This is a genomic window from Maribacter sp. PR66 (assembly GCF_028464205.1).
GTDB lineage: Bacteria > Bacteroidota > Bacteroidia > Flavobacteriales > Flavobacteriaceae > Maribacter > Maribacter flavus.
Window position 1 is genome coordinate 58,427 of record NZ_JAQPCH010000004.1, and the last position, 25,055, is coordinate 83,481.

General features: G+C 42.0%; 23 protein-coding genes. 11 read left to right on the forward strand and 12 right to left on the reverse strand.

Features of this window, described 5'->3' with window-relative positions; genetic code table 11:
• Positions 1-62 precede the first annotated feature (62 nt).
• On the forward strand, positions 63-1,892 hold the full coding sequence (locus PP181_RS09125; RefSeq protein WP_272636847.1) for a cytochrome-c peroxidase: 1,830 nt from the start codon (positions 63-65) through the stop codon (positions 1,890-1,892).
• On the opposite strand, the gene PP181_RS09130 is transcribed toward PP181_RS09125, so the two are convergent.
• Genes PP181_RS09130 through PP181_RS09140 form a run of 3 tightly spaced genes read right to left on the reverse strand, consistent with a single transcriptional unit; the run spans position 1,889 to position 3,892 of the window.
• Complete coding sequence (locus PP181_RS09130) at positions 1,889-2,653, reverse strand: TIGR02757 family protein (RefSeq protein ID WP_154919526.1); 765 nt, start codon at positions 2,651-2,653, stop codon at positions 1,889-1,891. The genes PP181_RS09125 and PP181_RS09130 overlap by 4 nt on opposite strands.
• The gene (locus tag PP181_RS09135) at positions 2,650-3,207 is read right to left on the reverse strand and encodes a CPBP family intramembrane glutamic endopeptidase (RefSeq protein ID WP_272636848.1); all 558 of its coding nucleotides are present in this window, start codon (positions 3,205-3,207) and stop codon (positions 2,650-2,652) included. Before PP181_RS09135 ends, PP181_RS09130 begins: the two co-directional genes overlap by 4 nt.
• 4 nt (positions 3,208-3,211) lie before the next feature.
• The gene (locus PP181_RS09140) at positions 3,212-3,892 is read right to left on the reverse strand and encodes an ABC transporter ATP-binding protein (protein ID WP_272636849.1); all 681 of its coding nucleotides are present in this window, start codon (positions 3,890-3,892) and stop codon (positions 3,212-3,214) included.
• Positions 3,893-4,099: 207 nt separating this feature from the next.
• On the opposite strand from PP181_RS09140, the gene folE reads away from it, so the two are divergent.
• The 4 genes from folE to PP181_RS09160 are packed head-to-tail and all read left to right on the forward strand — an operon-like array spanning position 4,100 to position 6,779.
• On the forward strand, positions 4,100-4,699 hold the full coding sequence (gene folE, locus PP181_RS09145) for a GTP cyclohydrolase I FolE (protein WP_138258097.1): 600 nt from the start codon (positions 4,100-4,102) through the stop codon (positions 4,697-4,699).
• A gap of 55 nt (positions 4,700-4,754) precedes the next feature.
• Entirely contained in the window at positions 4,755-5,054 is a 300-nt protein-coding gene (locus tag PP181_RS09150; protein WP_138258098.1) for a hypothetical protein, read from the forward strand.
• A gap of 51 nt (positions 5,055-5,105) precedes the next feature.
• A complete protein-coding gene (locus tag PP181_RS09155; RefSeq protein WP_272636850.1) occupies positions 5,106-6,326 on the forward strand; it encodes a sulfite oxidase in 1,221 nt (406 codons plus the stop codon).
• Positions 6,327-6,344: 18 nt separating this feature from the next.
• Positions 6,345-6,779 (forward strand): monoheme cytochrome C, encoded by a 435-nt coding sequence (locus PP181_RS09160; RefSeq protein WP_272636851.1) that lies wholly within the window; start codon positions 6,345-6,347, stop codon positions 6,777-6,779.
• A gap of 131 nt (positions 6,780-6,910) precedes the next feature.
• On the opposite strand, the gene PP181_RS09165 is transcribed toward PP181_RS09160, so the two are convergent.
• The 8 genes from PP181_RS09165 to PP181_RS09200 form a co-directional block, all read right to left on the reverse strand.
• Complete coding sequence (locus PP181_RS09165; RefSeq protein ID WP_272636852.1) at positions 6,911-7,489, reverse strand: type 1 periplasmic binding fold superfamily protein; 579 nt, start codon at positions 7,487-7,489, stop codon at positions 6,911-6,913.
• Between the two features lie 15 nt (positions 7,490-7,504).
• Positions 7,505-9,898 (reverse strand): TonB-dependent receptor, encoded by a 2,394-nt coding sequence (locus PP181_RS09170; RefSeq protein WP_272636853.1) that lies wholly within the window; start codon positions 9,896-9,898, stop codon positions 7,505-7,507.
• A 411-nt stretch (positions 9,899-10,309) separates the two neighbouring features.
• Positions 10,310-10,630, reverse strand: coding sequence for a DUF6787 family protein (locus PP181_RS09175; RefSeq protein ID WP_272636854.1), 321 nt, complete (start codon positions 10,628-10,630; stop codon positions 10,310-10,312).
• A 30-nt stretch (positions 10,631-10,660) separates the two neighbouring features.
• Positions 10,661-11,128, reverse strand: coding sequence for a DUF6146 family protein (locus tag PP181_RS09180; RefSeq protein WP_272636855.1), 468 nt, complete (start codon positions 11,126-11,128; stop codon positions 10,661-10,663).
• 67 nt (positions 11,129-11,195) lie between these two features.
• Positions 11,196-11,828: a DUF937 domain-containing protein gene (locus PP181_RS09185; protein ID WP_154919510.1), complete on the reverse strand. Its 633-nt coding sequence runs from the start codon at positions 11,826-11,828 to the stop codon at positions 11,196-11,198.
• A gap of 66 nt (positions 11,829-11,894) precedes the next feature.
• Positions 11,895-12,845, reverse strand: coding sequence for a D-2-hydroxyacid dehydrogenase (locus PP181_RS09190; protein ID WP_272636856.1), 951 nt, complete (start codon positions 12,843-12,845; stop codon positions 11,895-11,897).
• Positions 12,846-13,032: 187 nt separating this feature from the next.
• Entirely contained in the window at positions 13,033-14,097 is a 1,065-nt protein-coding gene (gene serC, locus PP181_RS09195) for a 3-phosphoserine/phosphohydroxythreonine transaminase (protein WP_154919506.1), read from the reverse strand.
• 61 nt (positions 14,098-14,158) lie between these two features.
• Positions 14,159-15,232 carry an acyl-CoA reductase gene (locus PP181_RS09200; protein WP_272636857.1) on the reverse strand — a complete coding sequence of 358 codons (1,074 nt, stop codon included), beginning with the start codon at positions 15,230-15,232 and terminating at the stop codon, positions 14,159-14,161.
• Between the two features lie 130 nt (positions 15,233-15,362).
• Here PP181_RS09200 and PP181_RS09205 point away from each other — a divergent pair, with 130 nt between their 5' ends.
• From PP181_RS09205 to PP181_RS09230, 6 genes are all read left to right on the forward strand, one after another.
• Complete coding sequence (locus PP181_RS09205) at positions 15,363-15,716, forward strand: 4Fe-4S dicluster domain-containing protein (RefSeq protein ID WP_154919502.1); 354 nt, start codon at positions 15,363-15,365, stop codon at positions 15,714-15,716.
• Positions 15,717-15,976: 260 nt separating this feature from the next.
• Positions 15,977-17,071 (forward strand): redox-regulated ATPase YchF, encoded by a 1,095-nt coding sequence (gene ychF / locus PP181_RS09210; protein ID WP_272636858.1) that lies wholly within the window; start codon positions 15,977-15,979, stop codon positions 17,069-17,071.
• A 297-nt stretch (positions 17,072-17,368) separates the two neighbouring features.
• On the forward strand, positions 17,369-19,231 hold the full coding sequence (locus PP181_RS09215) for a DNA topoisomerase IV subunit B (protein WP_272636859.1): 1,863 nt from the start codon (positions 17,369-17,371) through the stop codon (positions 19,229-19,231).
• 23 nt (positions 19,232-19,254) lie between these two features.
• Positions 19,255-21,945, forward strand: a complete 2,691-nt coding sequence (locus PP181_RS09220; RefSeq protein ID WP_272636860.1) for a DNA gyrase/topoisomerase IV subunit A — start codon at positions 19,255-19,257, stop codon at positions 21,943-21,945.
• Between the two features lie 12 nt (positions 21,946-21,957).
• Entirely contained in the window at positions 21,958-22,392 is a 435-nt protein-coding gene (gene mscL, locus PP181_RS09225) for a large-conductance mechanosensitive channel protein MscL (protein WP_138258112.1), read from the forward strand.
• Between the two features lie 96 nt (positions 22,393-22,488).
• Complete coding sequence (locus PP181_RS09230; protein ID WP_154919495.1) at positions 22,489-23,445, forward strand: sterol desaturase family protein; 957 nt, start codon at positions 22,489-22,491, stop codon at positions 23,443-23,445.
• Between the two features lie 12 nt (positions 23,446-23,457).
• Here the strand turns inward: PP181_RS09230 and PP181_RS09235 are convergent, their stop codons facing one another.
• Entirely contained in the window at positions 23,458-24,924 is a 1,467-nt protein-coding gene (locus PP181_RS09235; protein WP_272636861.1) for a Gfo/Idh/MocA family protein, read from the reverse strand.
• Between the last annotated feature and the right edge of the window lie 131 nt (positions 24,925-25,055).

Genomic DNA, 25,055 nt, shown 5'->3' on the forward strand with positions numbered 1-25,055 from the left:
TTTTATTCAAAGGGGTTTCTTAGAAAAGGGCCCCTTTTTGTCTATTTAAAAATTGAATGAAAATGGGAATAAAAGATTTGGGATTGATTATGGGTGCCACATTTGTGTTGATGATTTCATGCAAAGGGGATATGGAAACTAAATTGTTGGCTTCAAATGACATGGAATCCGCATTTAATAAATCCATACGAGCGCATTACTTCACTACTTTGGATAGCACGGCGCAGTTTATTTCACAAATGGATACCTTAAACTCGGTAGCGGCCAATCGGGAATTATATTTAAAGTCTAGAAAATGGTATAAGAGGGTAGAGCCCATGCTCATCGCTTACGATTATGAAAATTACCTTTCCATGAACGCACCAAACCTAGTAAAGGTAGAAATAGACGATTATCAGGATATTAAGGTGCTTCACCCGAAAAGTTTTCAAGTTCTGGAGGAACTTTTGTTTGCCGAAGAAGACTTTTACAACAAGGAATTGAATACCGTATTGGACTATTTAAAGGTGCGCATACCTTTTGTTAGAAAGAATCATATTTTGATTAATCAAAGAGATCGACATCACCTCAAGATGATTCGTGATGCTGTTGTTAACATTGCGACCAAGGGCATTACGGGCTTTGATTCCCCCATGTTGTCCAATTCATTGAACGAGGCGGTATACAATTACGAAACCCTTGCCAAGGTTATCGATATTTATGAAAATGCCTTCAACGATAAATCCCTCTATCAGCATTGGAAGACCGAAATCGCCTTAACGATGAAGGATTTAAATACTTCCGATTTTGACAGTTTTGACCGATACGCCTTTATAAAAGATCACACCAACAAACAATTGGAATTGATAAATCTAACGGCCAAAGATTGGGGGATTACCATGAACACGTCCCGCACTTTAAATCCTTCAGTTGCCAATCTTTTCGATAAAGACTTTTTTAATATGAAAATGTTTTCGGAACAACGGGAGCCACAAATGACCCAAGATCGCATTGAATTGGGAAGAAAACTCTTCAACGACCCTTCTTTATCAAGTACTGGAACCATAAGCTGTGCCTCGTGTCATATAAAGGAGAAAGCCTTTACGGACGGACGGAAAATAGCAATCGGCATTAACAATAAAGAGCTTCAAAGAAACACACCTACGTTAAGTTACTCCGCCTATCAAACTTCGTTCTTTTACGATGGTCGTTCGGATGGTCTGGAGGATCAAATCGTAAACGTGGCGAACAATGAGGACGAGTTTCATATCGATTTAAAACTTTTGGAGCAAAAAGTTCTAGCGAATGCGGATTATAAGATTCAGTTCGATTCCTTGTACAACGGTACCATTTCCGACCTGAATGTACGAAACGCCATTGCGACGTACATACGAAGCTTGGCTCCTTTCGATTCCAAATTTGACCGAAATATGCAGGATTTGGAAGCATCACTTACGGACGAGGAAATAGAAGGTTTCAATCTTTTTATGGGCAAGGCTGCATGCGCCACATGTCATTTTCCCCCTGTTTTCAATGGTACGGTTCCTCCCAAATACATGGAAACCGAATTTGAAAATTTGGGCGTACCCAAAACAGATGACTTTGACCATCCTGAATTGGATGAGGATATGGGACAATATTTTCCATACAAGGTAGCTGAAAAACGTAATTTTTTTAAAACTTCTACCGTTCGAAATAGTGAATTGACAGCGCCCTACATGCATAATGGCGTGTATGACAACTTGGAAGAAGTCATCACCTTTTATAATGTAGGTGGTGGACAGGGAATGGGACTTTATGTTCCCAACCAGACCCTTCCTGCGGATTCCCTGGGGTTGACGGACAACGAATCAAAGGCCATTATCGCATTCTTAAAAACCCTGACCGATAGGGAATTTGAAACCGTGAACTAGAATTTTTCAAAAACACCCAAACCAAAAAGGGCAAAATCATATTTTACGGGGTCAACGGGATCAAGTTTTCTTAAGTTCCTGTCCAGTTCGGCCAATGCTTTGGCATCGTTCTGTTTGCGTTTGAGCAGTTTTAGTTTGCGGGCCACGTTTCCGGAGTGTACATCCAAGGGACAGGACAATTTGGAAGCTGGTATGTGCTGCCATAATCCAAAATCCACTTGGGTATTGGCATTACGCACCATCCAACGTAAATACATATTGATTCGTTTTGCCGCGGAACCTTTCAAGGGGTCGGAGACATGTTTTGCAGTGCGCCTCTCGAACGGAAGTTCAAAGAAGCGTTCTTTAAAAAGGGAAATGGTGGGTTGCAAAGAGGTTTTACCCTGGTTTTGGGTAAAAATACCTTCAAGTCCCCCGTGATTTTCATAAATGTTCTTGAGGCTTCGAATGAAATAAACCAAGTCATTTCCATTGAAGGTCCTATGAACAAAACTTTCCAAAGCATCCAAATCTGCCAGCGTATGATTCAGTACAAAGTCATAGGGGCTATTGCCTATTAAATCCATCATCCTTTGGGCATTGTTGATGATGCTTTTTCGATTACCCCATGCAATGGTCGCCGTTAGGAAACCACTGATTTCTATATCCTCTTTTTGGTTGAACCGATGCGGAATTTGAATGGGATCAGATTCCAAGAATTTGGGATTGTTGTATTCGATTACCTTTTGGTCCAAAAATTCCTTTAGTTCCTTTTTGTTCATTCGATCGGGATATCTAATAGTTGGAACACTAAAATGGGCCCGGCCAATACGAAATTGTAAAGGGCGTGAAGTAGTATGGAATATAGAAGCCCGAATTTGACCCTGGCAAACCCGAGTAATAGTCCCGCAGCCAACTGTGGTGCGACTAGAATAGGGGACAACGCCAGGTTTTGAAGGGTCATTTCATAGTTGGAAATGTGCATAAACCCGAAGCCTAGTGTCAATACATAAAAAATGAACGGGAAAAACTTGGAATGCTTGAACCATATCATGGGCCCTCGAAATAGCATTTCCTCAAGTACGGGAGCGCCTACGACCGCAAAAATCAATAGGTAGACCAACGGGTAATTTTCTAGAAAATCGTCCATAGCATGTTTTCCCAAATCCAAATTGAAGAGGGTTTCCAATAAACCAAGGAGGAAGCTCAAGAGGATACTTAGTGCAATGGCCAATACCACCAATTTTAGTACATATCTGAGTTTTTCTGAGGTGTTTAGGGAATTCATTTCCTCGTAAACGGGTTTTTTAAGAAACAATAGGATTTCCTCGAACATGGAATTAGGAAAGTATGACCTCTTTGTCCACAATTTTACCGTCCACCATGGTCAACTTTCTGTCGGCCATTTCCGCGAGTTCCTCGTTATGGGTAACGATTACGAAGGTTTGTCCGAATTTTTCACGAAGTTCAAAAAACAGGTTGTGGAGGTTGTCCGCACTTTCAGAATCCAAGTTACCACTAGGTTCATCGGCAAAAATGATAGAGGGATTGTTGATCAAGGCCCGTGCCACGGCCACTCTCTGTTGCTCGCCACCGGAAAGTTCGGAGGGTTTATGGTCATAGCGATGCGATAGTCCAAGAAAATCCAACAGCTCCTTGGCTCTTTTTTCCGCCTCTGATTTGGGCGTTTTTTTTATAAACGCCGGCAGGCATACATTTTCTAAGGCCGTAAACTCAGGTAAAAGTTGATGGAATTGAAAAATAAAACCGATGTGTTCGTTCCTGAATTTGGCCAGTTCCTTGTCGGACAATTGGGTGGTCTCCGTTCCGTTGACAATCAGGGTGCCATCGTTGGTGTTGGTAAGAACGTCCAAGGTGCCTAAAATCTGTAATAGTGTTGTTTTTCCGGCACCTGAGGCACCCACTATAGAAACGATTTCGCCCTGTTTTATATGGAGGTCAACACCTTTTAACACTTCCAATTGCCCATAATATTTATGGATGTTCGTGGCTGTAATCATATCATGGATTATTGAAGTGGTGAAAATAAAGAATGGGGGTCAGATAAAAAAATCCATCGGACATTTGAGAAAGTATTTGCAGTAGGGAAACGCACACTATAGAAATATTTGATTTCGGTATTCGAATTTTAACGATATATTGGCTTGAATTGATGTATCAATGAATATTTTTGTTCAACGAATATTTTAATTTATTAAACATAATAAATGGCGCCATATAGAAATTTAGAGGAATACAACATGGAAATCACCGATGGAATCAAGGAAAAATTTGCATCGGTAATCGATGAAATAGGGGAGGACAAAAGTAGGGAAGGACTCTTAAAAACACCGGAAAGGGCCGCTAAAGCCATGTTGTTTCTTACGCAAGGCTACAAACAGGATGCCGAGGAAATTTTGAAAGGGGCTATGTTCAAGGAGGATTATGACGATATGGTCATTATAAAGGATATTGAACTTTATTCTTTGTGCGAGCATCATATGTTGCCATTTTTTGGTAAGGCACACATCGCCTATATTCCAAATGGACACATTGTTGGACTTAGTAAAATTCCACGGATAGTGGATGTTTTTGCCCGACGATTGCAGGTACAGGAACGACTTACCCATGATATTCTGGAATGCATCAACAATACGTTGAAGCCCAAAGGTGTGGCCGTGGTTATTGAGGCATCCCACATGTGTATGATGATGCGGGGTGTCCAAAAGCAAAATTCCGTTACTACTACATCTGGTTTTAGGGGGCAATTTGAAAAAATTGAAACCAGAAATGAATTCCTAAAATTGATTAGCTCAGACCTTTCGTAGTTTCAAATTTTGGTATTGTTATTGTTATTTTCCGTAGGTTTTTTAAATTTATGTCATGTCAAAATCTACGGATAAAAAATACAAACAATTATTCCTAGGGCTTCTGTTCGATGCTATTGGAATGCTATCCTTTGCAATTCCATTTGTGGGCGAGTTTTCTGATGTCATTTGGGCCCCTTTATCGGGTTGGCTTATGACACGTATGTACAAAGGAAAAATTGGTCAGGCTGCCGGGATCATTACCTTCATTGAAGAGATTATTCCTGGTTTGGATATCATTCCAACGTTTACCATTATGTGGTTTTATACGTATGTGTTCAAGTCGGCCAAAAATAGAAAAACCATAGAGGTATAATTTCTTCCGAAATTTTAAAAAGATGTAACTTTAGGAGCAAATCCACGCATCTTGAAAAGAAGAAATTTTGTTAAAAAAGCCAGTTTTGGAGGCTTCTCTGCCATCGTTTTAAGTGATATCGTTTTTAAGGATTTACTTCCGAAAGACTATGTTCCATTGGCTTTCCAAAATCCTGACCCTTTTAAAATGTTCCATAAGGACCCTGAAATGGTCCTACTTAACGATAAGCCTTGGAATATGGAAGCTAGGGCCCACTTGCTCAACGATGCCATCACACCAAACAAATACATGTTCATACGGAACAACGGCATTGTTCCAGAATCAATTGACGCGTCAAATTGGACCTTAACGATTGACGGTGAGTCGGTCAAACAGGAAAAAACATATACGCTCGACGCGTTGAAATCAAAATTTAAAAGCCATACCTATCAATTAACTTTGGAATGTGGGGGCAATGGGCGAAGTGAATTTGATCCTCCTGCCAAAGGAAATCAGTGGACCGTAGGGGCGGTATCCTGTGCCAAATGGACCGGAGTACGGTTGCGGGATGTATTGGAGGATGTCGGTATAAAATCCGATGCGGTGTACATAGGATATTATGGCGCCGATCTGCATCTCAGTAGGAACCCCAATCTGGAGCCGATTTCCAGGGGGGTTCCCATTACCAAGGCCCTGCAGGATGAAACGCTAATTGCCTATGCCATGAACGGTGAGGATATTCCTTTGGTACATGGCTACCCATTGCGATTGGTGGCTGGTGGCTGGCCGGCATCCGTATCGGGTAAATGGATCAATAGAATCAGCGTGAGAAATAAAATCCATGATGGTGAAAAGATGGGGGGAAGTTCGTATAGGGTTCCTTGTGAAACCGTTGCTCCAGGAGATAAAGTGGCGGATGAGAGTATGTGTATCATAGAATCCATGCCCGTAAAATCCTTGATTACCTATCCAAAATCCGGTGCGGTTATCGAACTAGGCACCAATTTCCGAATAGCGGGCCATGCCTGGGCTGGTGAGCTTGCCGTTTCACAAATGGAGCTTTCCATAGATTTTGGATCTTCGTGGCAGCCGTGTTCCTTAAAGCGACCCGTAAACCGATTGGCCTGGCAGCATTTTGAAGGTTCCGTATCATTTCCCAAGAAAGGATATTATGAGGTATGGGCCAGAGCTACGGATAGTGATGGAAAAAAACAACCGATGGTCCTCCCAGGATGGAACCCAAAGGGGTATCTAAACAATGCCTGTCACAGGATTGCCGTTAAAGTGGTTTAGGACAAAGAACAACTTTTAATGAAGAAAAAACCGATAATTCGTTATATCGCCATTGCTGCTATTTTGATGCTGACTTTGGGTGTAGTCTATTTGTATAAAAAGCAATCTGAGAAGACCCAATATGAGGATACCTATGAGGTGGCGGATGAAAATCCGGATGAAATTGTGGACGGTATTCATGTGAGAACCGGATTGGTTGCTGCCGAAGGACTACAGGAGGTGATTACCAATTGTACGACATGCCATTCCTCCAAATTGATCGTACAAAACAGAATGGGAAAGGAACAATGGAACGCAACCATTCGTTGGATGCAGGAAACACAGGGGCTTTGGGATTTGGGCGAAAACCAGCAAATCATTGTGGACTACCTAACAACAAACTATCCCACATTTAAAAAGGGTAGGAGAGCGTCCTTAACGGACATTGAGTGGTATACCTTGGAATCGGAATAATTCCATTAAATCCTATTGAAAAAAGATGTAAAAGAAAAAAGACTTTCCGTTATATCGGAAAGTCTTTTTTACAACTTGAACAATTTTAGTAGTGCTTGTTTAATTTAAAATCTCTATGGAACAAAAGTGTTTTATTCTACTGTTATGGTAAATTCTTGGTCGATATCGGTTTCCCCACCCGCATCGGCCAAGGTTCCATCATTTGGTTTTTTGGGTTCGTGACGCAAGGTAATCTGGAGCGTTCCGCTACCTGCATCACCCGTGTTCAGGGTAAAATTCAATCCGACCGGGTTGCCGTTACTATCTAAATCCTCATAATCCACTCCCGTAATTGCACCTGAGGTTGAAAAAAAGAATTGATGTTCCTCATCTTCTTCTTCAATTTCTTCGGTAATATCCTCTGCAGGAGTTTCCGTTTCGTTCAGAAGCTCAATGCTACCATTATATGTGGCATTGGGCGCTAAACTTCCTGAAACCGTGATTTCGGGTGGATTAGGTCCATCCCCATCCAAATCTTGGGATTGAAGGGTAATTGTACTTCCGGCTCCCATTAAGGTAACGTTCATGGTCGTTATTACCTCTTCCTCATCAATTGGTGCTGGATTGTCATCGTCATTATCACAGGACACAAAGCCAAATGCAACGAAGCATAGTAAGAGAATCGATTTGATAGCGTTGTTGTTTTTCATTTTAGTTTTAATTGTATTCATAGTCATTTGTTTTTATTAATAATTATAGATTATTCTTAGATTAATGTTTCTCCCCATGTCATCAACAAAATACCGTAACCTGTTTAAATAATCCCTGTATGAGGTATTTAAAAGGTTGGTCGCAGCCAATCCTACGGTTAAATCATTTTCGTTTAACAGTGAAAAAGACTTTTCCGCGTTCAAGGCGATCAAGTGATATGCCGGCGGTGGTGTATTGATGGCCAAAAGGACATCTTGTTGTTGTTCCGGTGAGAAGACGGTGATGTTTGGGGGAAATCTTTTTTGCTCAAATACGAACTGACTTTCCATGCCAAACGTAAAATTGTTCCACGAAGGAATTTTAAATTCAATACTATTGTTCAAGTTTGCCGCAGGAATATTGATCAGTGGGATATCGGTAACGACATCGGTACCTCGAACCCAGGCGAATTTATGTTCCGAACGTATATTTGTGTTCCAGTTATTATATATGGAGACGTCCAATCCATACAAGGTGGCATCGGTCTGCCTGTAGGACCAAACGGGAAAGGCTCCTCTAATGGTGAATTCCGCCCCCGTGGGTTCCAGTAGTATAAAATCCTTGATGCTATTGAAAAAAGGTGCAATTGTATAGCCCCAATTCTGGGCGTTTCGCTCCAAGGATATGGAAACTTTGGAGGACTTTTCACTGTTGATGCGCAAATCGCCCAATTCAATCCTTGCCGCGGAGTGGTGTAGGCCTTCACTGAACAATTCTGCTGGATTGGGCGCCCTTTGCGAATAGGTGTAATTGACCCGTAACAAATTGTCACCACCCATTTCATAATTCAGACCGGCACTCCCGGAAAAATTGTGAAAATTGAAAATTGGATTTGTAAGGAGTTGTGTCCCCAAATCTTCCAATACGATATCACTGAAATCCTGATCGTACCCCCTTTCTTCCCATCGACTGGTGCGATAGAATTTTTTAGCGTTTATCCTGTTAAAGTCGTAGCGCAAACCTCCATCTACGGTCCAAGACTCATTTAGACTGTATTCGGCCACGCCAAAGGCCCCCAAATCATATTTATCATAATCTGGTATGAGTCGTCTAACCCCCGTATCGGGGTTGGCAAAGTTGTTTTGATATCTTCCCAAAAGGCCTACCTTAATATCCAACCCTTGCTTCGCATCAAATTTTACATCCGTTAACAGGGAATGTGTGGTCAACTGCAAGTCCAAGGAAGCTTTGTCGGCATCATCACCAACCCGAATATCATATTCAAACCTTCGGTTTTTCTGAAAATCGTACTGTACAGTCCACTTGCCAACCCCTTCCATTCTGCGATAATAATTCAGTTTGCCAAGATGGTGTGAAACCTCTTGGTTGGGTCTGGCAATGGTATAGGTGAAATCGTTGATGACATTGGGCTGCTCACTATTAATGGACTGGATTAGGTCGTCCACATTACCAATATGCGAGGCCCTAAGGATTCCTATATCGGTATCGAAAAAGGAATAGTATGCCTCCCAGCCTTGTACGAAGTCCCTTTTTCCAACATTGAACGAAACCCCAAGTTGCCTGATGCCTGTATTGGACAACATATAATCAGGAGCTTCCAAATCGCCCAAAAGCTTATAGGACCCTTGTGCTTTTAAATAAAGTCCGGAATCATAGGACTTGGCAATTGTGCTTGTGATATTACCTCCACGACCATTGGAGAAAAGGTTCATTTGTGTTTTTCCAAACAGCGAATCCTTTCGAACGATGGGCAAGGGGTTTAAAACAATAACACCTCCAACAGCATCCCCTCCATATTCAAGTGCTGCGGCACCTTTGATGACGCTTATTTCCTGATTTGCATTGATATCCACATTGGGAGCGTGTTCATCTCCCCATTCCATATCCTGCATGCGCACGTTGTTGTTGAGTATCAAAACCCTACTACCGTTCAACCCTTGAATGACAGGTTTTACTATATTGCCACCAGTATTCAAGGTGGATACGCCCGTAATTTTCTTTAGTGCGTCTCCCAAGCTACTACCGCTACTTCGTTCGATATCCTTTTGGGACAAACGCTCTTCCTGACCGGAATTCGTGTTTTTTGGAATATTGCCAACAACCTTTACCTCTTCCAGTTCCTCCAAATGATGTTCCAAAAAAACCTTCTCAAAAGTATCTCCCTTAATCGTTAGGACCACAAACTTTGTGGTACATGACGGATGTGAAATCTCCAATTCCAGGACACCATCGCATAGGTTCCTAAAACTGAACTTACCATCTTCCTTGGAAAGCGTAGTTCTATCCTTGCCGGTTATGGAAACGGTAGCCCCGTCCAAGGGACGATTGTCATGAAAATCATATACCTCTCCCACCAAAATGGAATTACAATCCTGGGCACTTACCCTGAAGCCAGCAAATACAAAAAGTAGTATTAAATAATACCTCATTAAATGATGTTTACGCTAAATAATATCGGCAACCATAGTTTGCCGATTTGAAAAGATGGAAATTAGCGTAAACTTGGGGGAGGCCTCCCGAAATGTGTATATGGAAGATTGGGAGACTTTAAAAGTTCAGTAGTCTCCTTTGTAAATTTTCTGTCGATATAAATCAGCACCAATGCCGTGAAAATTAGCACCGAAACAGTGCTAAACGCTACTTGCTGATTTTGAAAGGAAAAGTAACAGGTTTCACAGTTTTCGACCGTATCGGAACCATCTTGATGTGTATAAATATGAAAGGAAGACACCTTGAAAAGCATCAAGGTGAATAAGACAAAAGCCGCTAGATATGTAAAAAGCCTACTTCCCATAACAGCAAAACTAGCAAATGCTACCCTAATAATTGTTAAATAAAACTTAACCCTTAAACAAAAAGCCAAACCCCATTCTTTTCAGCATCTTTTTTTCAAAGGTCCAAAAGAACTTGAATTGTCCAAACAACCATCCGTAGGCCACCAAAAGTACTTGATAAAAGGGAAATATAAGAAGTATACGTAATGTCCAATAGACAATTGGACTCCACCAAGTATCCGGAAAATTGTCTTGATCTAGTCCAATTACATCCAAAAATGGTTTTGCCACATATACCGATGAAGAACCGGTAATAGCGAAAACGATGAATATTATTATGAGTTGGAAATTAGAGTGTATTCCCCAATGCTTCTTTAACTTCTGCATTTTTTTTGATTTGCAGGGCAAAGATAAACCCTAAATCCTAGGTAAGAAAGGTCCCAGTCTTTGATTGTATTTGCGTTGAAAATAAATAAAGTAATTATAGAGTTTATAATTGACTTCATACCCATAATCAATTTCCGATTTATAATCGATTTGCAATTCGTACAGATTTGGACTGAACTGTGCAGGTTGTAAAACTCGTCTATTCCATTCCATGACCATTAAAATATTCCTGTTTTCCAAAAAGGATTGGGAATAATAACCTTCCGGCCTGGCTATGGAATTTAGCCAAGTGTAGAAACCGGGATCTATGATTATGATTTCATATTCAGTTTCTTCATTGGCAATTCTAACAGTGTCACCCTTGGTTGACTCGAACGCCTGCCTTTCTTTATCGGAAATGGAAAGTGCCTCCTTGGTGCTTCCACAATGCGCCAATAAAAGGCCGAGCGAGAGAACGCCCATGATTTTTAACAATGCATTCAGTATTTTCCTTTTCATAATCATTAAGATACAAAAAAGCCGTTTGAACAATCAAACGGCTTCGTTAAATAAGGTTAAAAATAGCTTATTTGCCAAAAAGACCTCCCAAGAGACCTCCCAGTCCACCTTTCTTTTTATTGCTGCCCATAACCATGCCAGCTACGTCATCCAAAATGCTTCCATCACCATCGGCATCCAATAATGTGGTTATGAGACTTTGGTTTTGTTGTGGTTGTCCGCCCAGCATACTTCCCAAAAGGGCGTTCATACTATTTGAATCGTTAACACGGTTTTGAGAGGTTTCCCTACCCAAATAGCCCATAACGATAGGTGCAGCTATCTTAAGGATTTGACTTACCGTTCCTGCGTCCAATCCGGATTTCTGGCTTAGGGCATTTTCTACCTGCGGCTGCTTACCACCAAAAACATGGCCTAAAATCCCAGCTCCATCGTTCATTACGGAATCATCGACCCCACCTTGGAACAATCCTCCCAAATTGTCCAAAATACTTCCATCGTGCTTGCTGTTCAAAGCGCTCATCAAACCTTCCGCGCCACTTGGAGATTTTACATTTTTTTTCATAGCGCCCAAAATTAGGGGCATGGCCATGCTCAACACATCCGCCGTTTTACTTTCCGGTTGATTGGTCTGTCCTGCAACACCGCTAATAACCTGTTTGCCAATTGGGCTATTTAATAAATCTAATAATCCTGCCATTTTATAGTTAATTTAATGTTCTGCTGGTAATGTACAAAAAGAGTTCAAAAAAGTCGCAATAAAGCACTATTTAAAATGTGAAATTATCTGCTCCGCCAACTCAATCCCAATCCTGTCCTGTGCTTCGTTAGTGGCACCTCCAATGTGTGGTGTTAAGGATATTTTAGGATGCATCAATATCCTGATTTCGGGTCGTGGTTCCGATTCGTACACATCCATCCCGGCAAAGGAAACCTTATCACTCTCCAAGGCGTCCACAAGTGCGACTTCATCAATTACACCTCCTCTGGCTGCATTGATAATTCCAACGCCATCTTTCATCAGGTCGAATTCCTTCTTGCCCAAAACATAGTTTTTCTGTGCGGGAACATGGACCGTTATGAAGTCCGATATCCTTAACAATTCTTCCTTATCCGTTTTTTTTAGATGGAAAGTGACGGATTGTCCGTCAAAAAAGGACAATGTTAGGGAAACATCATCCAACAATGGGTCAAAGAAGACCACTTTCATTCCGGCACCAAGGGCCAATTTTGCAACGGCCTGTCCAATCCTTCCAAATCCAATGATACCCAAAGTCTTACCGGCAAGTTCCTTTCCGTTTCCGTAGGATTTTTTTAGTTGCTTGAACTTGCTATCGCCTTCCAAAGGCATGTTTCTATTGGCATCATATAAAAACCGGACACCTCCGTACAAATGGGCAAATACCAGCTCCGCTACCGACAATGAGGATGCCGAGGGCGTATTGATTACCTGGATACCTTTTTTGTGGGCATATTCCACATCGATGTTGTCCATGCCTACGCCACCACGGCCAACGAGCTTTAGGTTGGGACATGCATCGATCAGATCTTTGTTGACCTTTGTGGCACTTCGTACTAAAAGTCCCATTACCTCGTTTTTATTTATAAAATTGCCCAGTTGTTCTTGGGCCACATTGGTAGTAATTACGTCAAATCCATTCTTCTCAAGAAGCGAAATGCCCTTCTGGGATATTCCGTCGTTCGCCAATATTTTCATCTGTTTATATTTAATATTATTAAAAGGTCAGATGCAATTCACCAATAACCATCAAGGTGGGTATCAAGACTTGTTATGGCTCATTTCATACGTTAAATATGTGGTCAATAGCCTGATTATTAAATATTCAATCTGGAATAAGTATTTTACTTACCATAACAACTCCCTCGATGAGGGTTTCATTTTGTTATGCTTTCCGTTCCATTTCGCTCATTACGTCCACCAGGACTCCAACACTTTCCAAGGAAAGGGCATTGTACATACTGGCCCTATATCCACCAACCGAGCGATGCCCGTTCAAACCGTTGATTCCGGCTTCTTTCAGCATGGCGTCAAACGTATCCTTAAGACCTTCTTCCGCCAAATTAAAGGTGGCGTTCATATTGGAACGATCATTTTTGTTGGCATACCCCTCGAAAACGGGATTCAAATCGATTTCCGAATACAGTAACTGGGCCTTTTTCTCGTTGATTTCCTCAATGGCGGCGATGCCTCCCATATTCTTTAGCCATTCCAAGGTGAGCATGGACGTGTAGACGGCAAAAACGGGTGGGGTGTTGTACATGCTTTCCTTATCGATATGTAATTGATAGTTCAGCATGGATGGAATTTTCCGAGACACCTTGCCCAATATTTCCTCTTTGATAACGACCAATGTGGTACCGGCAGGGCCCATATTCTTTTGTGCGCCGGCATATATCAAATCGAATTTAGAAAAATCCAGCACCCGTGAGAAAATATCGGAACTCATATCGCAGACCAACGGAGCATCGGTCGTAGGAAATTTTTTAAACTGTGTTCCAAAAATGGTATTGTTGGATGTAAGGTGTAAATAATCCAAACCAGAAGGAACCGCATATCCCTTTGGTATGTAGTTGAAATTTTCGTCCTTAGAAGACCCGACTTCCACTACCTCCCCAAAAAGTTTGGCCTCCTTGATGGCCTTATCGCTCCAAGTTCCAGTATTTAAATAGCCCGCCTTCGTTTCCAAAAGATTGTAGGCCACCATTAAAAACTCCATACTGGCACCCCCTTGTAAAAATAGGGCCTGATACCCCTTTCCCTCTAGATTTAATAATTCCAACACAAGGGAACGGGCACGTTCCATTACGGCCACAAAATCCTTACTTCGGTGAGAAATTTCTATTAAGGACAGGCCAGATCCGTTAAAATCCATAACGGCCTCAGAGGCTTTAAGGAGTACTTCCCTAGGAAGGACACAGGGACCGGCACTAAAATTATGTTTTTGCATTTTTCAATTGATTAAGGGGATAAAGGTCAGAAATTTCTATTGATTTAAGATAAAGATGGATTTAATTCTTGAGGGATGTTTTTAACAGGAATTCAACAGTATCCACTCCATCCGCATAATCCCAGAGTGCGGGTTTTTGGGATTCTCCAAAGGCGATATGGCCTGGACGGGGTTTGGAAGAAACGATGCACTGGATTTTATCGGCATCCCTCGTCAAGGTAGTTTCTAGAGACTCCCAAGTTTCATAATATTCGTAAAAAAGAGTCGCAATGGGAGAGGCATAGCCGTCATCTTCCTTCAATAGTAGGAAACCGTTGTCCAAAAACTTGAATTCGCTCATAAGGTACACGGCCTTGTTGTAATCATAGTTGTTGGCGTATTTATTCTCGTGTATAATAGGATTAATGGGATAAATGGCTTTGTAGAGCCGGTCAAAATCGAACCCATGGGGGACAAAGATTTTGGATACGCTTCTACATCCTAAGCCATAATACAGGAAAATATCCTCACCTAATAGCGAAAGTGTTTCGGGTGTTTCGTCGCCCTGGATTATTGCAACCGAATTTCTGTTTCTTCGGATAATGTTCGGTTTTTTGCCGAAATAATACTCAAAATAGCGGGCGGTATTGTTGCTTCCCGTAGCGATGACCACATCATAATCGGTCAGGATTTCATCTGAAAATGAAATACGGTCTGAAAGTAAGGGCGCAACCGATACCAGATATTCTGCCAAAAAGGGTAGCAAAAGCCTATCGTTGCTGGATAACTTTACCAAGGCGCGGTTTCCGGTTACCAGCACGGATAAAAAATCATGGAACCCTACCAAGGGAATGTTTCCGGCCATAATGATGGCAACTGTTAAGGGACTCGAATTTTGAATATCATACCGATCTAGCCATTTTTGTAAGTTATCGGCTTGCAACGCGTTGGACCACTGTTCAAAGGCGAATAGGATGTTCGCCTCAGTGAACCAGCCGTTATGACTGGTAGCTCTATCTACCACGGCCTCCAGTTCTTGGAACCAAGTTGCCTGGTCTCCTTTAATTTCATTGTTCCCTTTGGTAAATTGGCAAAAATCACCCAAAAATTCTCCGAGTTTAACAAAAGCTTTTATGGTTTCTGGTTGTTCTGCCATTATATTTGTATACAAATTTACTAGGGTTTACTTTTGTGCAAAAATAAGACTCTGAATTTAAAAAGAGCCGAATGTTACTACGTTAAGTCGGTATTAATTTTCGTATCGGGATTAAATATAAAATTGAATTATGGCAATTATAATTACGGATGAATGTATTAATTGTGGGGCCTGCGAGCCGGAATGCCCCAATACAGCTATTTATGAAGGAGCTGATGAATGGCGCTATGGCGATGGCACGTCATTGAAGGGAGACGTGGTTTTGCCCAATGGTAAGGCCGTGAACGCAGAGGATGCCCAAGAACCTATTAGCGATGAAGTCTATTACATTGCACCCGATAAGTGTACGGAATGTATGGGCTTTCATGAAGAGCCACAATGCGCGGCCGTATGTCCTGTGGATTGTTGTGTGCCCGATGAGGACCACGTGGAATCAGAGGAGATCCTGTTGGCGAAACAGGCTTTCATGCATCCGGAAGGTTAGCGAATGGACCGCTTTGCTTCCAAAAAGTAGAAAATAGACTTTTCCCGAACCTCGTTCGGGTTTTTTTATTTCATGCGTTTAAAATTTAGGTTAATAGCTTGATTTTTAAGCATTTCCTTTTGTGAAGGTATTTTACTTACCATAACAAATCCCTCTATGTGGGTTTCATAGGAATAATAACAGCGTAAAAGCTATCTTTGCGCCCCGAAATAAAAGTCTATCATCTAATATTTAGTATCTAGTATCTAACTTTTAAAATAATGAAAGCAGGAATCGTAGGATTGCCCAATGTGGGAAAATCGACCCTATTTAATTGTTTGTCCAACGCGAAGGCACAAAGTGCCAATTTTCCGTTTTGTACCATAGAGCCCAATATTGGTGTGGTAAACGTCCCTGACACACGGTTGGAAAAACTGGAGGAGTTGGTAAAACCGGAACGTGTGGTGCCTGCGACCGTGGAGATTGTGGACATTGCCGGTTTGGTAAAAGGAGCCAGCAAGGGTGAAGGTTTGGGAAACCAGTTTTTGGGAAATATCCGTGAGACCGATGCTATCCTACACGTATTAAGATGTTTTGATAACGACAACATCGTCCATGTTGATGGAAGTGTAAATCCGATCCGGGATAAGGAAACCATTGACATGGAACTTCAATTAAAGGATTTGGAGACGGTGGACAAAAAATTGGACAAGGTAAAAAGAGCGGCCAAAACAGGAAATAAGGAAGCACAAAAGGAAGAGGCGGTTTTAATGGTGATTAAAAATGGCCTGGAATCCGGGGTTTCAGTTAGGGCCATCGAAATATCCAAAGAAGATAGGACGGAATTCGTGAAACCACTACAGTTCATAACAGACAAGCCCGTAATGTATGTGTGCAATGTGGATGAGGAGTCGGCATCCACAGGAAATGCCTACGTAGAAAAGGTAAAGGAGGCAGTTGCCAACGAAAATGCCGAAGTGATTTTTTTGGCCGTAGGTACAGAGGCCGATATAACCGAGTTAGAGACGTACGAAGAACGGCAAATGTTCCTGGAAGACCTAGGTTTGAAAGAGCCGGGATCTGCAAAATTGATACGGGGTGCATACCGACTCCTAAATCTTGAAACCTACTTTACCGCCGGTGTAAAGGAGGTGCGTGCTTGGACTATTCCAGTAGGAGCGACGGCTCCCCAAGCAGCCGGAGTCATTCATACCGACTTTGAAAAAGGTTTCATCCGCGCCGAAGTAATCGCCTTTGACGATTATGTAAAATTCGGCAGTGAGGCCAAGGTGAAGGAAGCAGGTAAAATGCGTGTGGAAGGCAAGGAATATATCGTTAAGGATGGCGATGTAATGCACTTTAGATTCAACGTATAGGCCACCTAACTCCAAAACGGGGAATCCCTTTTTATAAAACTTGCTTTAAATTGGTTTCATTGGCTGTTCTACTCAATATGAATACTTCAATTTACACCAATACATCACATTTCAGGATAAAAAATTGGATTGTGGGCATGTTGAAAATCATGGGCTTTATAATTTTCCCTTTGGAGGACAGGTAGCTACTATATCAACAATACGGGGCCATCTATTGTTAATTACTTTACTGTTAAGGGGTTTTATCTTTATGCGAGTCATGCTATCTTTAGCCACACTTTCATAAATTTTAGTTAAATGTCCCAAGAATCTCAGTATACAGAAGATAACATACGCTCGCTCGACTGGAAAGAACACATCCGATTGCGGCCTGGGATGTACATAGGAAAATTGGGGGACGGCTCTTCGGCAGACGACGGAATCTATATTCTGCTCAAGGAAGTTATCGATAACTGTATTGATGAGTTCGTTATGGGCGCCGGAAAGACCATTGAGATTACTATTAAGGACAAAACCGTGAAAGTGAGGGATTACGGTAGGGGCATACCTTTGGGAAAGGTGGTGGACGTTGTTTCCAAAATGAACACCGGCGGTAAGTATGACAGTCGGGCATTCAAGAAATCCGTAGGACTTAACGGTGTCGGTACAAAGGCTGTAAACGCCCTATCCAGTTTTTTTGAGGTGCAGTCCTCAAGGGACAATCAGGTCAAGACCGCACAATTCAGTTTTGGGAATTTGGATAAGGAGGAAGGCCCTGAGGTTACTTCAAAAAGAAAGGGAACCAAGGTTACTTTCGTTCCGGACGAAAGTATTTTCAAAAATTACAAGTACCGAAACGAGTATGTGGAGCGCATGCTCAAAAATTACGTGTACCTAAATCCGGGGTTGACCATCGTTTTTAATGGGGAGAAATTCCATTCGGAAAATGGGCTAAAGGATTTATTGGAGGACAATAACAATATGGATGACATGTTGTACCCCGTTATCCATTTGAAAGGGGATGATATTGAGGTCGCGATTACACATAGCAAGACCCAGTACAGCGAGGAATACCATTCCTTTGTCAACGGACAGCACACCACCCAAGGAGGTACCCACCAAGCGGCTTTTAGGGAAGCCATTGTAAAGACGATTCGTGATTTCTATGGGAAGAACTATGATGCCTCGGATGTGCGCAAATCGATTATTTCGGCAATCTCCATCAAGGTGATGGAACCCGTCTTTGAAAGTCAGACCAAAACGAAATTGGGCTCCACGGAAATGGGGGGCGATTTTCCAACGGTTAGAACCTATATAAACGACTTTTTAGGTACGCAGTTGGATAATTATCTACACAAAAATCCCGAGACCGCTGATAAACTCCAGCGTAAGATTATTATGGCGGAGAAGGAACGGAAGGAACTTTCCGGAATTCGAAAATTGGCCAGGGACCGAGCCAAAAAAGCCAGCCTACACAATAAAAAATTACGGGATTGCAGGGTGCATCTGGGGGACATGAAAAATGAGCGAAGGTTGGAAAGCACCCTATTTATTACGGAGGGGGATTCGGCTTCCGGTTCTATAACAAAATCCCGGGACGTAAATACCCAGGCAGTTTTCAGTCTTCGTGGCAAGCCATTGAATTCCTACGGCATGTCCAAAAAAATCGTTTATGAGAACGAGGAGTTCAACTTGCTTCAAGCTGCACTGAATATCGAGGAATCCATGGAGGACCTTCGGTATAACAATATTGTAATCGCTACCGATGCCGATGTGGACGGAATGCACATTAGGTTATTGCTCATCACTTTTTTCCTGCAGTTTTTTCCCGAATTGATCAAGGAAAATCATCTGTACATTCTCCAAACCCCGTTGTTCAGGGTTCGGAACAAGAAAGAGACAATATATTGCTATAGTGACGAGGAGCGTCAATTGGCCATTCAAAAACTTTCCGGCAAGCCTGAAATAACGAGGTTCAAGGGCTTGGGCGAAATTTCCCCCGATGAGTTTCAACATTTTATTGGTGACGACATACGGTTGGAACCGGTAATGTTGGACAAGGCCATGTCCATAGAAGAATTGCTGAATTTTTACATGGGCAAAAATACGCCGGATAGACAGGAATTCATCATAGAAAACTTAAAAGTGGAGATTGACCTTGTGGAGGAAAATCAAAAATAAATTAGAAATACGATTGCTTCTGAATGGAAGAAAATGAAGATTTGAACGACGGTCAGAACGATAATCTATCTGAAGGTCAACAACCAAACAAAGACGAATCGTCCGAGGCCCTAACTAGGGTTACCGGAATGTACAAGGATTGGTTTCTAGACTATGCTTCCTACGTTATTTTGGAACGTGCCGTTCCCGCCATTGAGGACGGATTTAAGCCTGTTCAAAGGCGAATCATGCATTCGCTCAAGGAATTGGATGACGGTAGGTACAACAAAGTCGCCAATGTTGTGGGCCATACGATGCAGTATCACCCCCACGGGGATGCCAGCATCGCCGATGCCATGGTGCAATTGGGGCAAAAGGATCTATTGATCGATACCCAAGGAAACTGGGGTAATATTCTTACTGGAGATAGTGCCGCAGCATCAAGATACATAGAGGCCAGATTGTCCAAATTTGCCTTGGAGGTCGTTTACAGTCCTAAGATCACCGAGTGGCAATTAAGTTATGACGGTAGAAAAAAGGAACCTGTAAACCTACCGGTAAAATTTCCGCTTTTGTTGGCCCAAGGGGCGGAAGGTATTGCTGTGGGGCTTTCGACCAAAATCCTGCCGCATAATTTCATCGAGCTGATAGATGCCTCCATAAAACACCTAAAAGGAAAGCGTTTTACGTTGTTTCCCGATTTTCCAACCGCCGGGATTATCGATGTAAGCAATTACAATGACGGATTACGTGGAGGGAAGATTCGGGTGCGGGCCAGAATCTCCCAATTGGATAAAAATACTCTGGTTATCAATGAAATACCTTACGGAACCAATACCTCTACGTTAATCGATTCCATCCTGAAGGCGAATGATAAGGGGAAGATCAAGATCAAGAAAATCGAGGACAATACCGCTGCAGAAGTAGAGATTTTGGTCCACCTGCCATCCGGGATTTCGCCCGATAAGACCATAGATGCACTGTATGCTTTTACTGCCTGCGAATCCTCCATTTCTCCTTTAGGCTGTATTATTGAAGATAATAAACCGTTGTTTATCGGAGTAACGGAAATGCTGAAACGTTCTACGGATGCTACGGTAGAACTGTTGCGGCAGGAATTGGAAATCCAGCTTTCTGAGTTGGAGGAACAATGGCACTTCGCTTCGCTTGAAAGAATCTTTATAGAAAATCGGATTTATCGGGATATCGAGGAAGAGGAAACTTGGGAAGGCGTCATCACTGCCATTGACAAAGGCTTAAAACCCCATACCACGCATTTGAGGCGTCCCGTCACCGAGGAGGATATCGTTCGCCTGACCGAAATCAGGATAAAACGGATTTCCAAGTTCGATTTGGACAAGGCCCAACAACATTTGGAAAGCCTTGAGGAGAAAATCGCCCAAGTAAAGCACCATTTGGAACATTTGGTCGAATTTGCCATAGACTACTTTAAAAACCTAAAGGAAACCTATGGTAAAGGCAAGGAGCGAAAATCCGAAATACGCATTTTCGATGATATCGAGGCAACAAAAGTGGTTATTAGAAATACCAAGCTCTATGTTAATAGGGAGGAAGGTTTTGTGGGGACTTCATTAAAGCGCGACGAATATGTGACGGACTGCAGCGATATTGACGATATCATAGTATTTACTAGGGATGGTTCCATGCAGGTAACCAAGGTAGACGCCAAGACTTTTGTGGGTAAGAACATTATCCACGTAGCCGTTTTTAAGAAAAAGGACAAGCGCACTATTTATAACATGATTTATAAAGATGGTAAAGGAGGCCCCTCCTATATTAAAAGGTTCAATGTCACTTCCATTACAAGGGACAAAAGCTATGATTTGACGGCAGGCACCCCAAATTCACAGGTATTATATTTTTCAGCCAATCCTAATGGGGAAGCCGAAGTGGTTACCGTGAATCTGAGGCAAGCTGGAAGCATCAAAAAATTGAAGTGGGATATCGATTTTGCCGATGTACTTATTAAAGGCAGAAGCTCCAAAGGGAATGTGGTGACCAAATATTCCGTGAAGCGTATAGAGCTCAAGGAAAAGGGCGTTTCAACGTTAAAACCCAGAAAGATCTGGTTTGATGATGTCGTCCGAAGATTGAATGTTGACGGTAGGGGAGAACTCATAGGGGAATTTAAGGGAGATGACCTTTTGCTGATTATTACACAAAAAGGGGTCGTGAAGACCATTCAGCCCGTATTGACTTCCCATTTTGACGAGGATATGATCGTTCTGGAAAAATACAATCCCAACAAACCAATCTCGGCCATTTATTGGGAGGGTGAAAAGGAACGTTTTTATGTGAAAAGGTTCCATGTTGAAAACGAAAATAAGGAGGAAACCTTCATAACTGATCACTCAAAGTCGTATTTGGAAATCGTTTCAACCGATTGGCTTCCGGTGGTAGAAGTTGAATTCCCCAAACCCAGGGGCAAGGATCCAAAGGAAAACCTGAGGGTGGAACTGGAGGATTTTATAGCAGTTAAGGGAATCAAGGCTATGGGCAATCAACTGACACCTGAGAAAGTAAAAAATATCAACCTGTTGGATCCGCTGCCTTATGAGGAAAAGGAACCCGAAGATGCCGAGGATATTGAAGTGGTGGATGAGGAAAATATTTCTCCAGAAGAAAATGGAAATGATGGCTCAGGGCCTACAAGTAAGTACGACAGTGATGAAAAGGACGGCGAGCAGGGTGAAGGTCAAACTACTTTATTTTAATTTAGGTAATACATGAAAAGTCTGTTCAAAGAGTTCAAGGATTTTGCAGTTAAAGGCAATATGATAGACATGGCCATTGGTATCATCATTGGTACCGCCTTTAATGAAGTGGTAAATACCTTGGTCAAGAAGGTCATTATGCCGCCTTTATCATTGATGACAGATGATGTTAATCTTAGTAATAAGAAATGGATTTTACGGGAAGCAACTGAAGCCATGGAAGAAGTAGCAATTGGTTATGGGGAATTTATTGAAGTTATCCTAGATTTCGGAATCATAGCCTTTACCATCTTTGTAATGCTCAAGTTCATAAATAGGTTCAAGGAAAAATCTGAAGATCCCGCCAATGCGGAGGTGGTGACTCCAAAAAACATCGAGCTGCTGTCAAATTTGGAAAGTTTAATGAAAGAGCAGAATACCATCCTAAAAAATCAACAGCAACGCTAATTTTTTGAATTATTTATAGTTTTATAGAAATGAATTATTTTAATTCGGCTTCATAAGAACCTTTTCTAATTATATTTGGCGAAATCACGGAATTAAATGGATTTAACGAACCCCCTCATTTACGGAGTACCCTGTTTTATTGCTTTCATATTATTGGAACTTACCTATAGTCACACCCATGGTGACGAGGATTTATATGTCTGGAAGGATTTAATGGCTAGCGGGGCGATGGGAATCGGATCCGCCATACTGGGTCCGTTGATCAAGGTTACCGTATTGATTGTGGTTTTCAATTTTACCTATGAACTATTCAACCCTATGGTGGATGGGGTTAGAATGAATATCATGGGATATAAATCCTTTGGCTATGAATGGTATATTTTCCTACTGTGCCAACTGGCTGATGATTTTACGTACTATTGGTTCCACAGGGCCAATCATGAAATTAGGATACTTTGGGCAGCCCACATTGTGCATCATTCTTCGGATCATTTTAATTTGGGTACCGCCATTAGAAATGGATGGTTCACTTTATTGTACAAACCTTTTTTCTATATGTGGATGCCGGCCATAGGATTTCCTGTGGAAGTGGTGATATTTTGTTTGGCGATAGAATCTTTTTGGCAATTTCAGCTACACAGTAAGTATGTACCCAAAATGGGTTGGATAGAAAAGATTTTCAATACCCATACGATGCATCAGGTGCACCATTCGCAGAATGTAGAGTATTTGGATAAAAACCACGGGGGGTTCCTCAACATATTTGATAAAATATTCGGGACTTGGAAGGAATTGGATGATGATATAGAGGTGAAATTCGGGGTGATTCACGCACCAAATTCCTATAATCCCCTAGTTATTTTAACGCATGAGTTCAAGGATATATGGAACGATGTGAAGAAAGCGGACAAATGGTCCCATAAGTTCATGTATATATTTGGACCTCCAGGTTGGAGCCATGATGGCAGTACCTTAACGGTAAAGCAACAACAGCGTCTTTTTAACGAACATAAAAGCGCCAACCCAGAGGTTGTCTTTAATAGACCTAATTGATAGTTCAAAAATCTATACTTCCCACCCATCCCTGTAGGTCCTACCTACAAATTGATTGGCTTCCTCCAAGTTGGTGATTCTCATATTTTCACCGTCCCATAATAATTTTTTGCGGGCATAGAAGTCCATTTGGCCTTGTTCATTCTCCTTTCTAAGCATGTAGCTTCGTATGGCGAGATTCCCCATAAGTACGGTTTCCGTCATTGGGCCCGCATAATCGAAGGAAGATGTTAGGGCCAAGTGTTCCTCACTTCCAAATCCCGCTTTGCAAGCGTCTACCCATTTGCGTTGGTGCCCATACTCAGGCTCTAGATTTTCTTCCACTTCAGGACCAAATTCCGTAGTGCCATCGTTCAGATACAATTTTGGCATCAATGGGGAACTATCATTGATATTGGTGGATATGATTCCCTTTTCTCCAATAATCAGCACGCCATTGGCACTATTTTTGCCGCCAATGTCATCATTTGCTGGAATGATATCTGGATGCGCCGGTCTGATACCGCCGTCGCTCCATGTCATTTCAATGGGTGATTTTGTTTTCTCGGTTGCATCGAAATTTAGCGTAATAAACGAAGAGGGGGGGCATCCTTCTGGATAATAATCCGGTGTCCACATCTGTGTATAAACAGAACCGACACTACACTCAGCTGCTGTTGGGTACTTCAAGTTTAGGGTCCTAAAAGGAATATCCACCAAATGACAACCTACATCACCTAAGGCACCCGTACCAAAATCCCACCAACCGCGCCAATTGAACGGATGTAAGTTAGGGACATAAGGTCGCTCTTCGGCGGGTCCCAACCACAGGTCCCAATTGAGATCCTTTGGTTTTAGATTGGCATCGGCCTTGGGCATCTGTATACCCTGGGGCCAAACAGGTCGGTTTGTCCAAATCTGTACTTTGCTGATAGCACCTATTTTATCGTCGTCTATCCATTTTTGGACCATTCCCAATAGAGGATTGGAACCACCTTGATTACCCATTTGGCTAACAATTTTGTTCTCCCTGGCCATTTGCGTGAGCTTTCTGGCTTCCTTTATATTATGGGTCATCGGCTTTTGAACATACACATGGATACCTCTTTCCATGGCATATTTGGCGGCAGGTCCATGTACGTGATCCGGGGTCGAAATGGTAACTGCGTCTATATTCTTTTTCTTATCAAGCATCACCCTAAAGTCATCGTAAAGTTTTGCTTTTGGAAAAGCTTCAACAGCCTTGGACGCAGAACCGGAAAAATCTACATCGCAAAGGGCCACTACACGTTCCCTACCATTAACTGATGCGTTAGTGATATCGCTAAATCCCTTACCTCCAGAGCCAATGGCCGCTAAGTTGAGCTGATCACTTGGGGCTATGAACCCAGGCCCTCCAAGAACGTTCCTTGGGACAATGAATATGGAAGAGGCCATGGCACTTTTCTTTACAAAACTTCTTCGGCTAATTGATTGATTTTGTTTACTTGATTTTTTCATTTTATTTAAAAGGTTGATTTTATGAATTTCGTAATGGAATTTCAATGTACTAATTAAATTCGGTGTGAATCCAGCAAAATTTCAAACAATTGATAAAACTGCTTAAAATTCAAGAATTTGATTTGATAAAA

Bases quoted from the DNA above. Each gene is read 5' to 3' on its own strand.
- PP181_RS09125 (WP_272636847.1), top strand. From the start codon at position 63: ATGGGAATAAAAGATTTGGGATTGATTATGGGTGCCACATTTGTGTTG.
- PP181_RS09130 (WP_154919526.1), bottom strand. From the start codon at position 2,653: ATGAACAAAAAGGAACTAAAGGAATTTTTGGACCAAAAGGTAATCGAA.
- PP181_RS09135 (WP_272636848.1), bottom strand. From the start codon at position 3,207: ATGTTCGAGGAAATCCTATTGTTTCTTAAAAAACCCGTTTACGAGGAA.
- PP181_RS09140 (WP_272636849.1), bottom strand. From the start codon at position 3,892: ATGATTACAGCCACGAACATCCATAAATATTATGGGCAATTGGAAGTG.
- folE (WP_138258097.1), top strand. From the start codon at position 4,100: ATGGCGCCATATAGAAATTTAGAGGAATACAACATGGAAATCACCGAT.
- PP181_RS09150 (WP_138258098.1), top strand. From the start codon at position 4,755: ATGTCAAAATCTACGGATAAAAAATACAAACAATTATTCCTAGGGCTT.
- PP181_RS09160 (WP_272636851.1), top strand. From the start codon at position 6,345: ATGAAGAAAAAACCGATAATTCGTTATATCGCCATTGCTGCTATTTTG.
- PP181_RS09165 (WP_272636852.1), bottom strand. From the start codon at position 7,489: ATGAATACAATTAAAACTAAAATGAAAAACAACAACGCTATCAAATCG.
- PP181_RS09170 (WP_272636853.1), bottom strand. From the start codon at position 9,898: ATGAGGTATTATTTAATACTACTTTTTGTATTTGCTGGCTTCAGGGTA.
- PP181_RS09175 (WP_272636854.1), bottom strand. From the start codon at position 10,630: ATGCAGAAGTTAAAGAAGCATTGGGGAATACACTCTAATTTCCAACTC.
- PP181_RS09180 (WP_272636855.1), bottom strand. From the start codon at position 11,128: ATGAAAAGGAAAATACTGAATGCATTGTTAAAAATCATGGGCGTTCTC.
- PP181_RS09185 (WP_154919510.1), bottom strand. From the start codon at position 11,828: ATGGCAGGATTATTAGATTTATTAAATAGCCCAATTGGCAAACAGGTT.
- PP181_RS09190 (WP_272636856.1), bottom strand. From the start codon at position 12,845: ATGAAAATATTGGCGAACGACGGAATATCCCAGAAGGGCATTTCGCTT.
- serC (WP_154919506.1), bottom strand. From the start codon at position 14,097: ATGCAAAAACATAATTTTAGTGCCGGTCCCTGTGTCCTTCCTAGGGAA.
- PP181_RS09200 (WP_272636857.1), bottom strand. From the start codon at position 15,232: ATGGCAGAACAACCAGAAACCATAAAAGCTTTTGTTAAACTCGGAGAA.
- PP181_RS09205 (WP_154919502.1), top strand. From the start codon at position 15,363: ATGGCAATTATAATTACGGATGAATGTATTAATTGTGGGGCCTGCGAG.
- ychF (WP_272636858.1), top strand. From the start codon at position 15,977: ATGAAAGCAGGAATCGTAGGATTGCCCAATGTGGGAAAATCGACCCTA.
- PP181_RS09215 (WP_272636859.1), top strand. From the start codon at position 17,369: ATGTCCCAAGAATCTCAGTATACAGAAGATAACATACGCTCGCTCGAC.
- PP181_RS09220 (WP_272636860.1), top strand. From the start codon at position 19,255: ATGGAAGAAAATGAAGATTTGAACGACGGTCAGAACGATAATCTATCT.
- mscL (WP_138258112.1), top strand. From the start codon at position 21,958: ATGAAAAGTCTGTTCAAAGAGTTCAAGGATTTTGCAGTTAAAGGCAAT.
- PP181_RS09230 (WP_154919495.1), top strand. From the start codon at position 22,489: ATGGATTTAACGAACCCCCTCATTTACGGAGTACCCTGTTTTATTGCT.
- PP181_RS09235 (WP_272636861.1), bottom strand. From the start codon at position 24,924: ATGAAAAAATCAAGTAAACAAAATCAATCAATTAGCCGAAGAAGTTTT.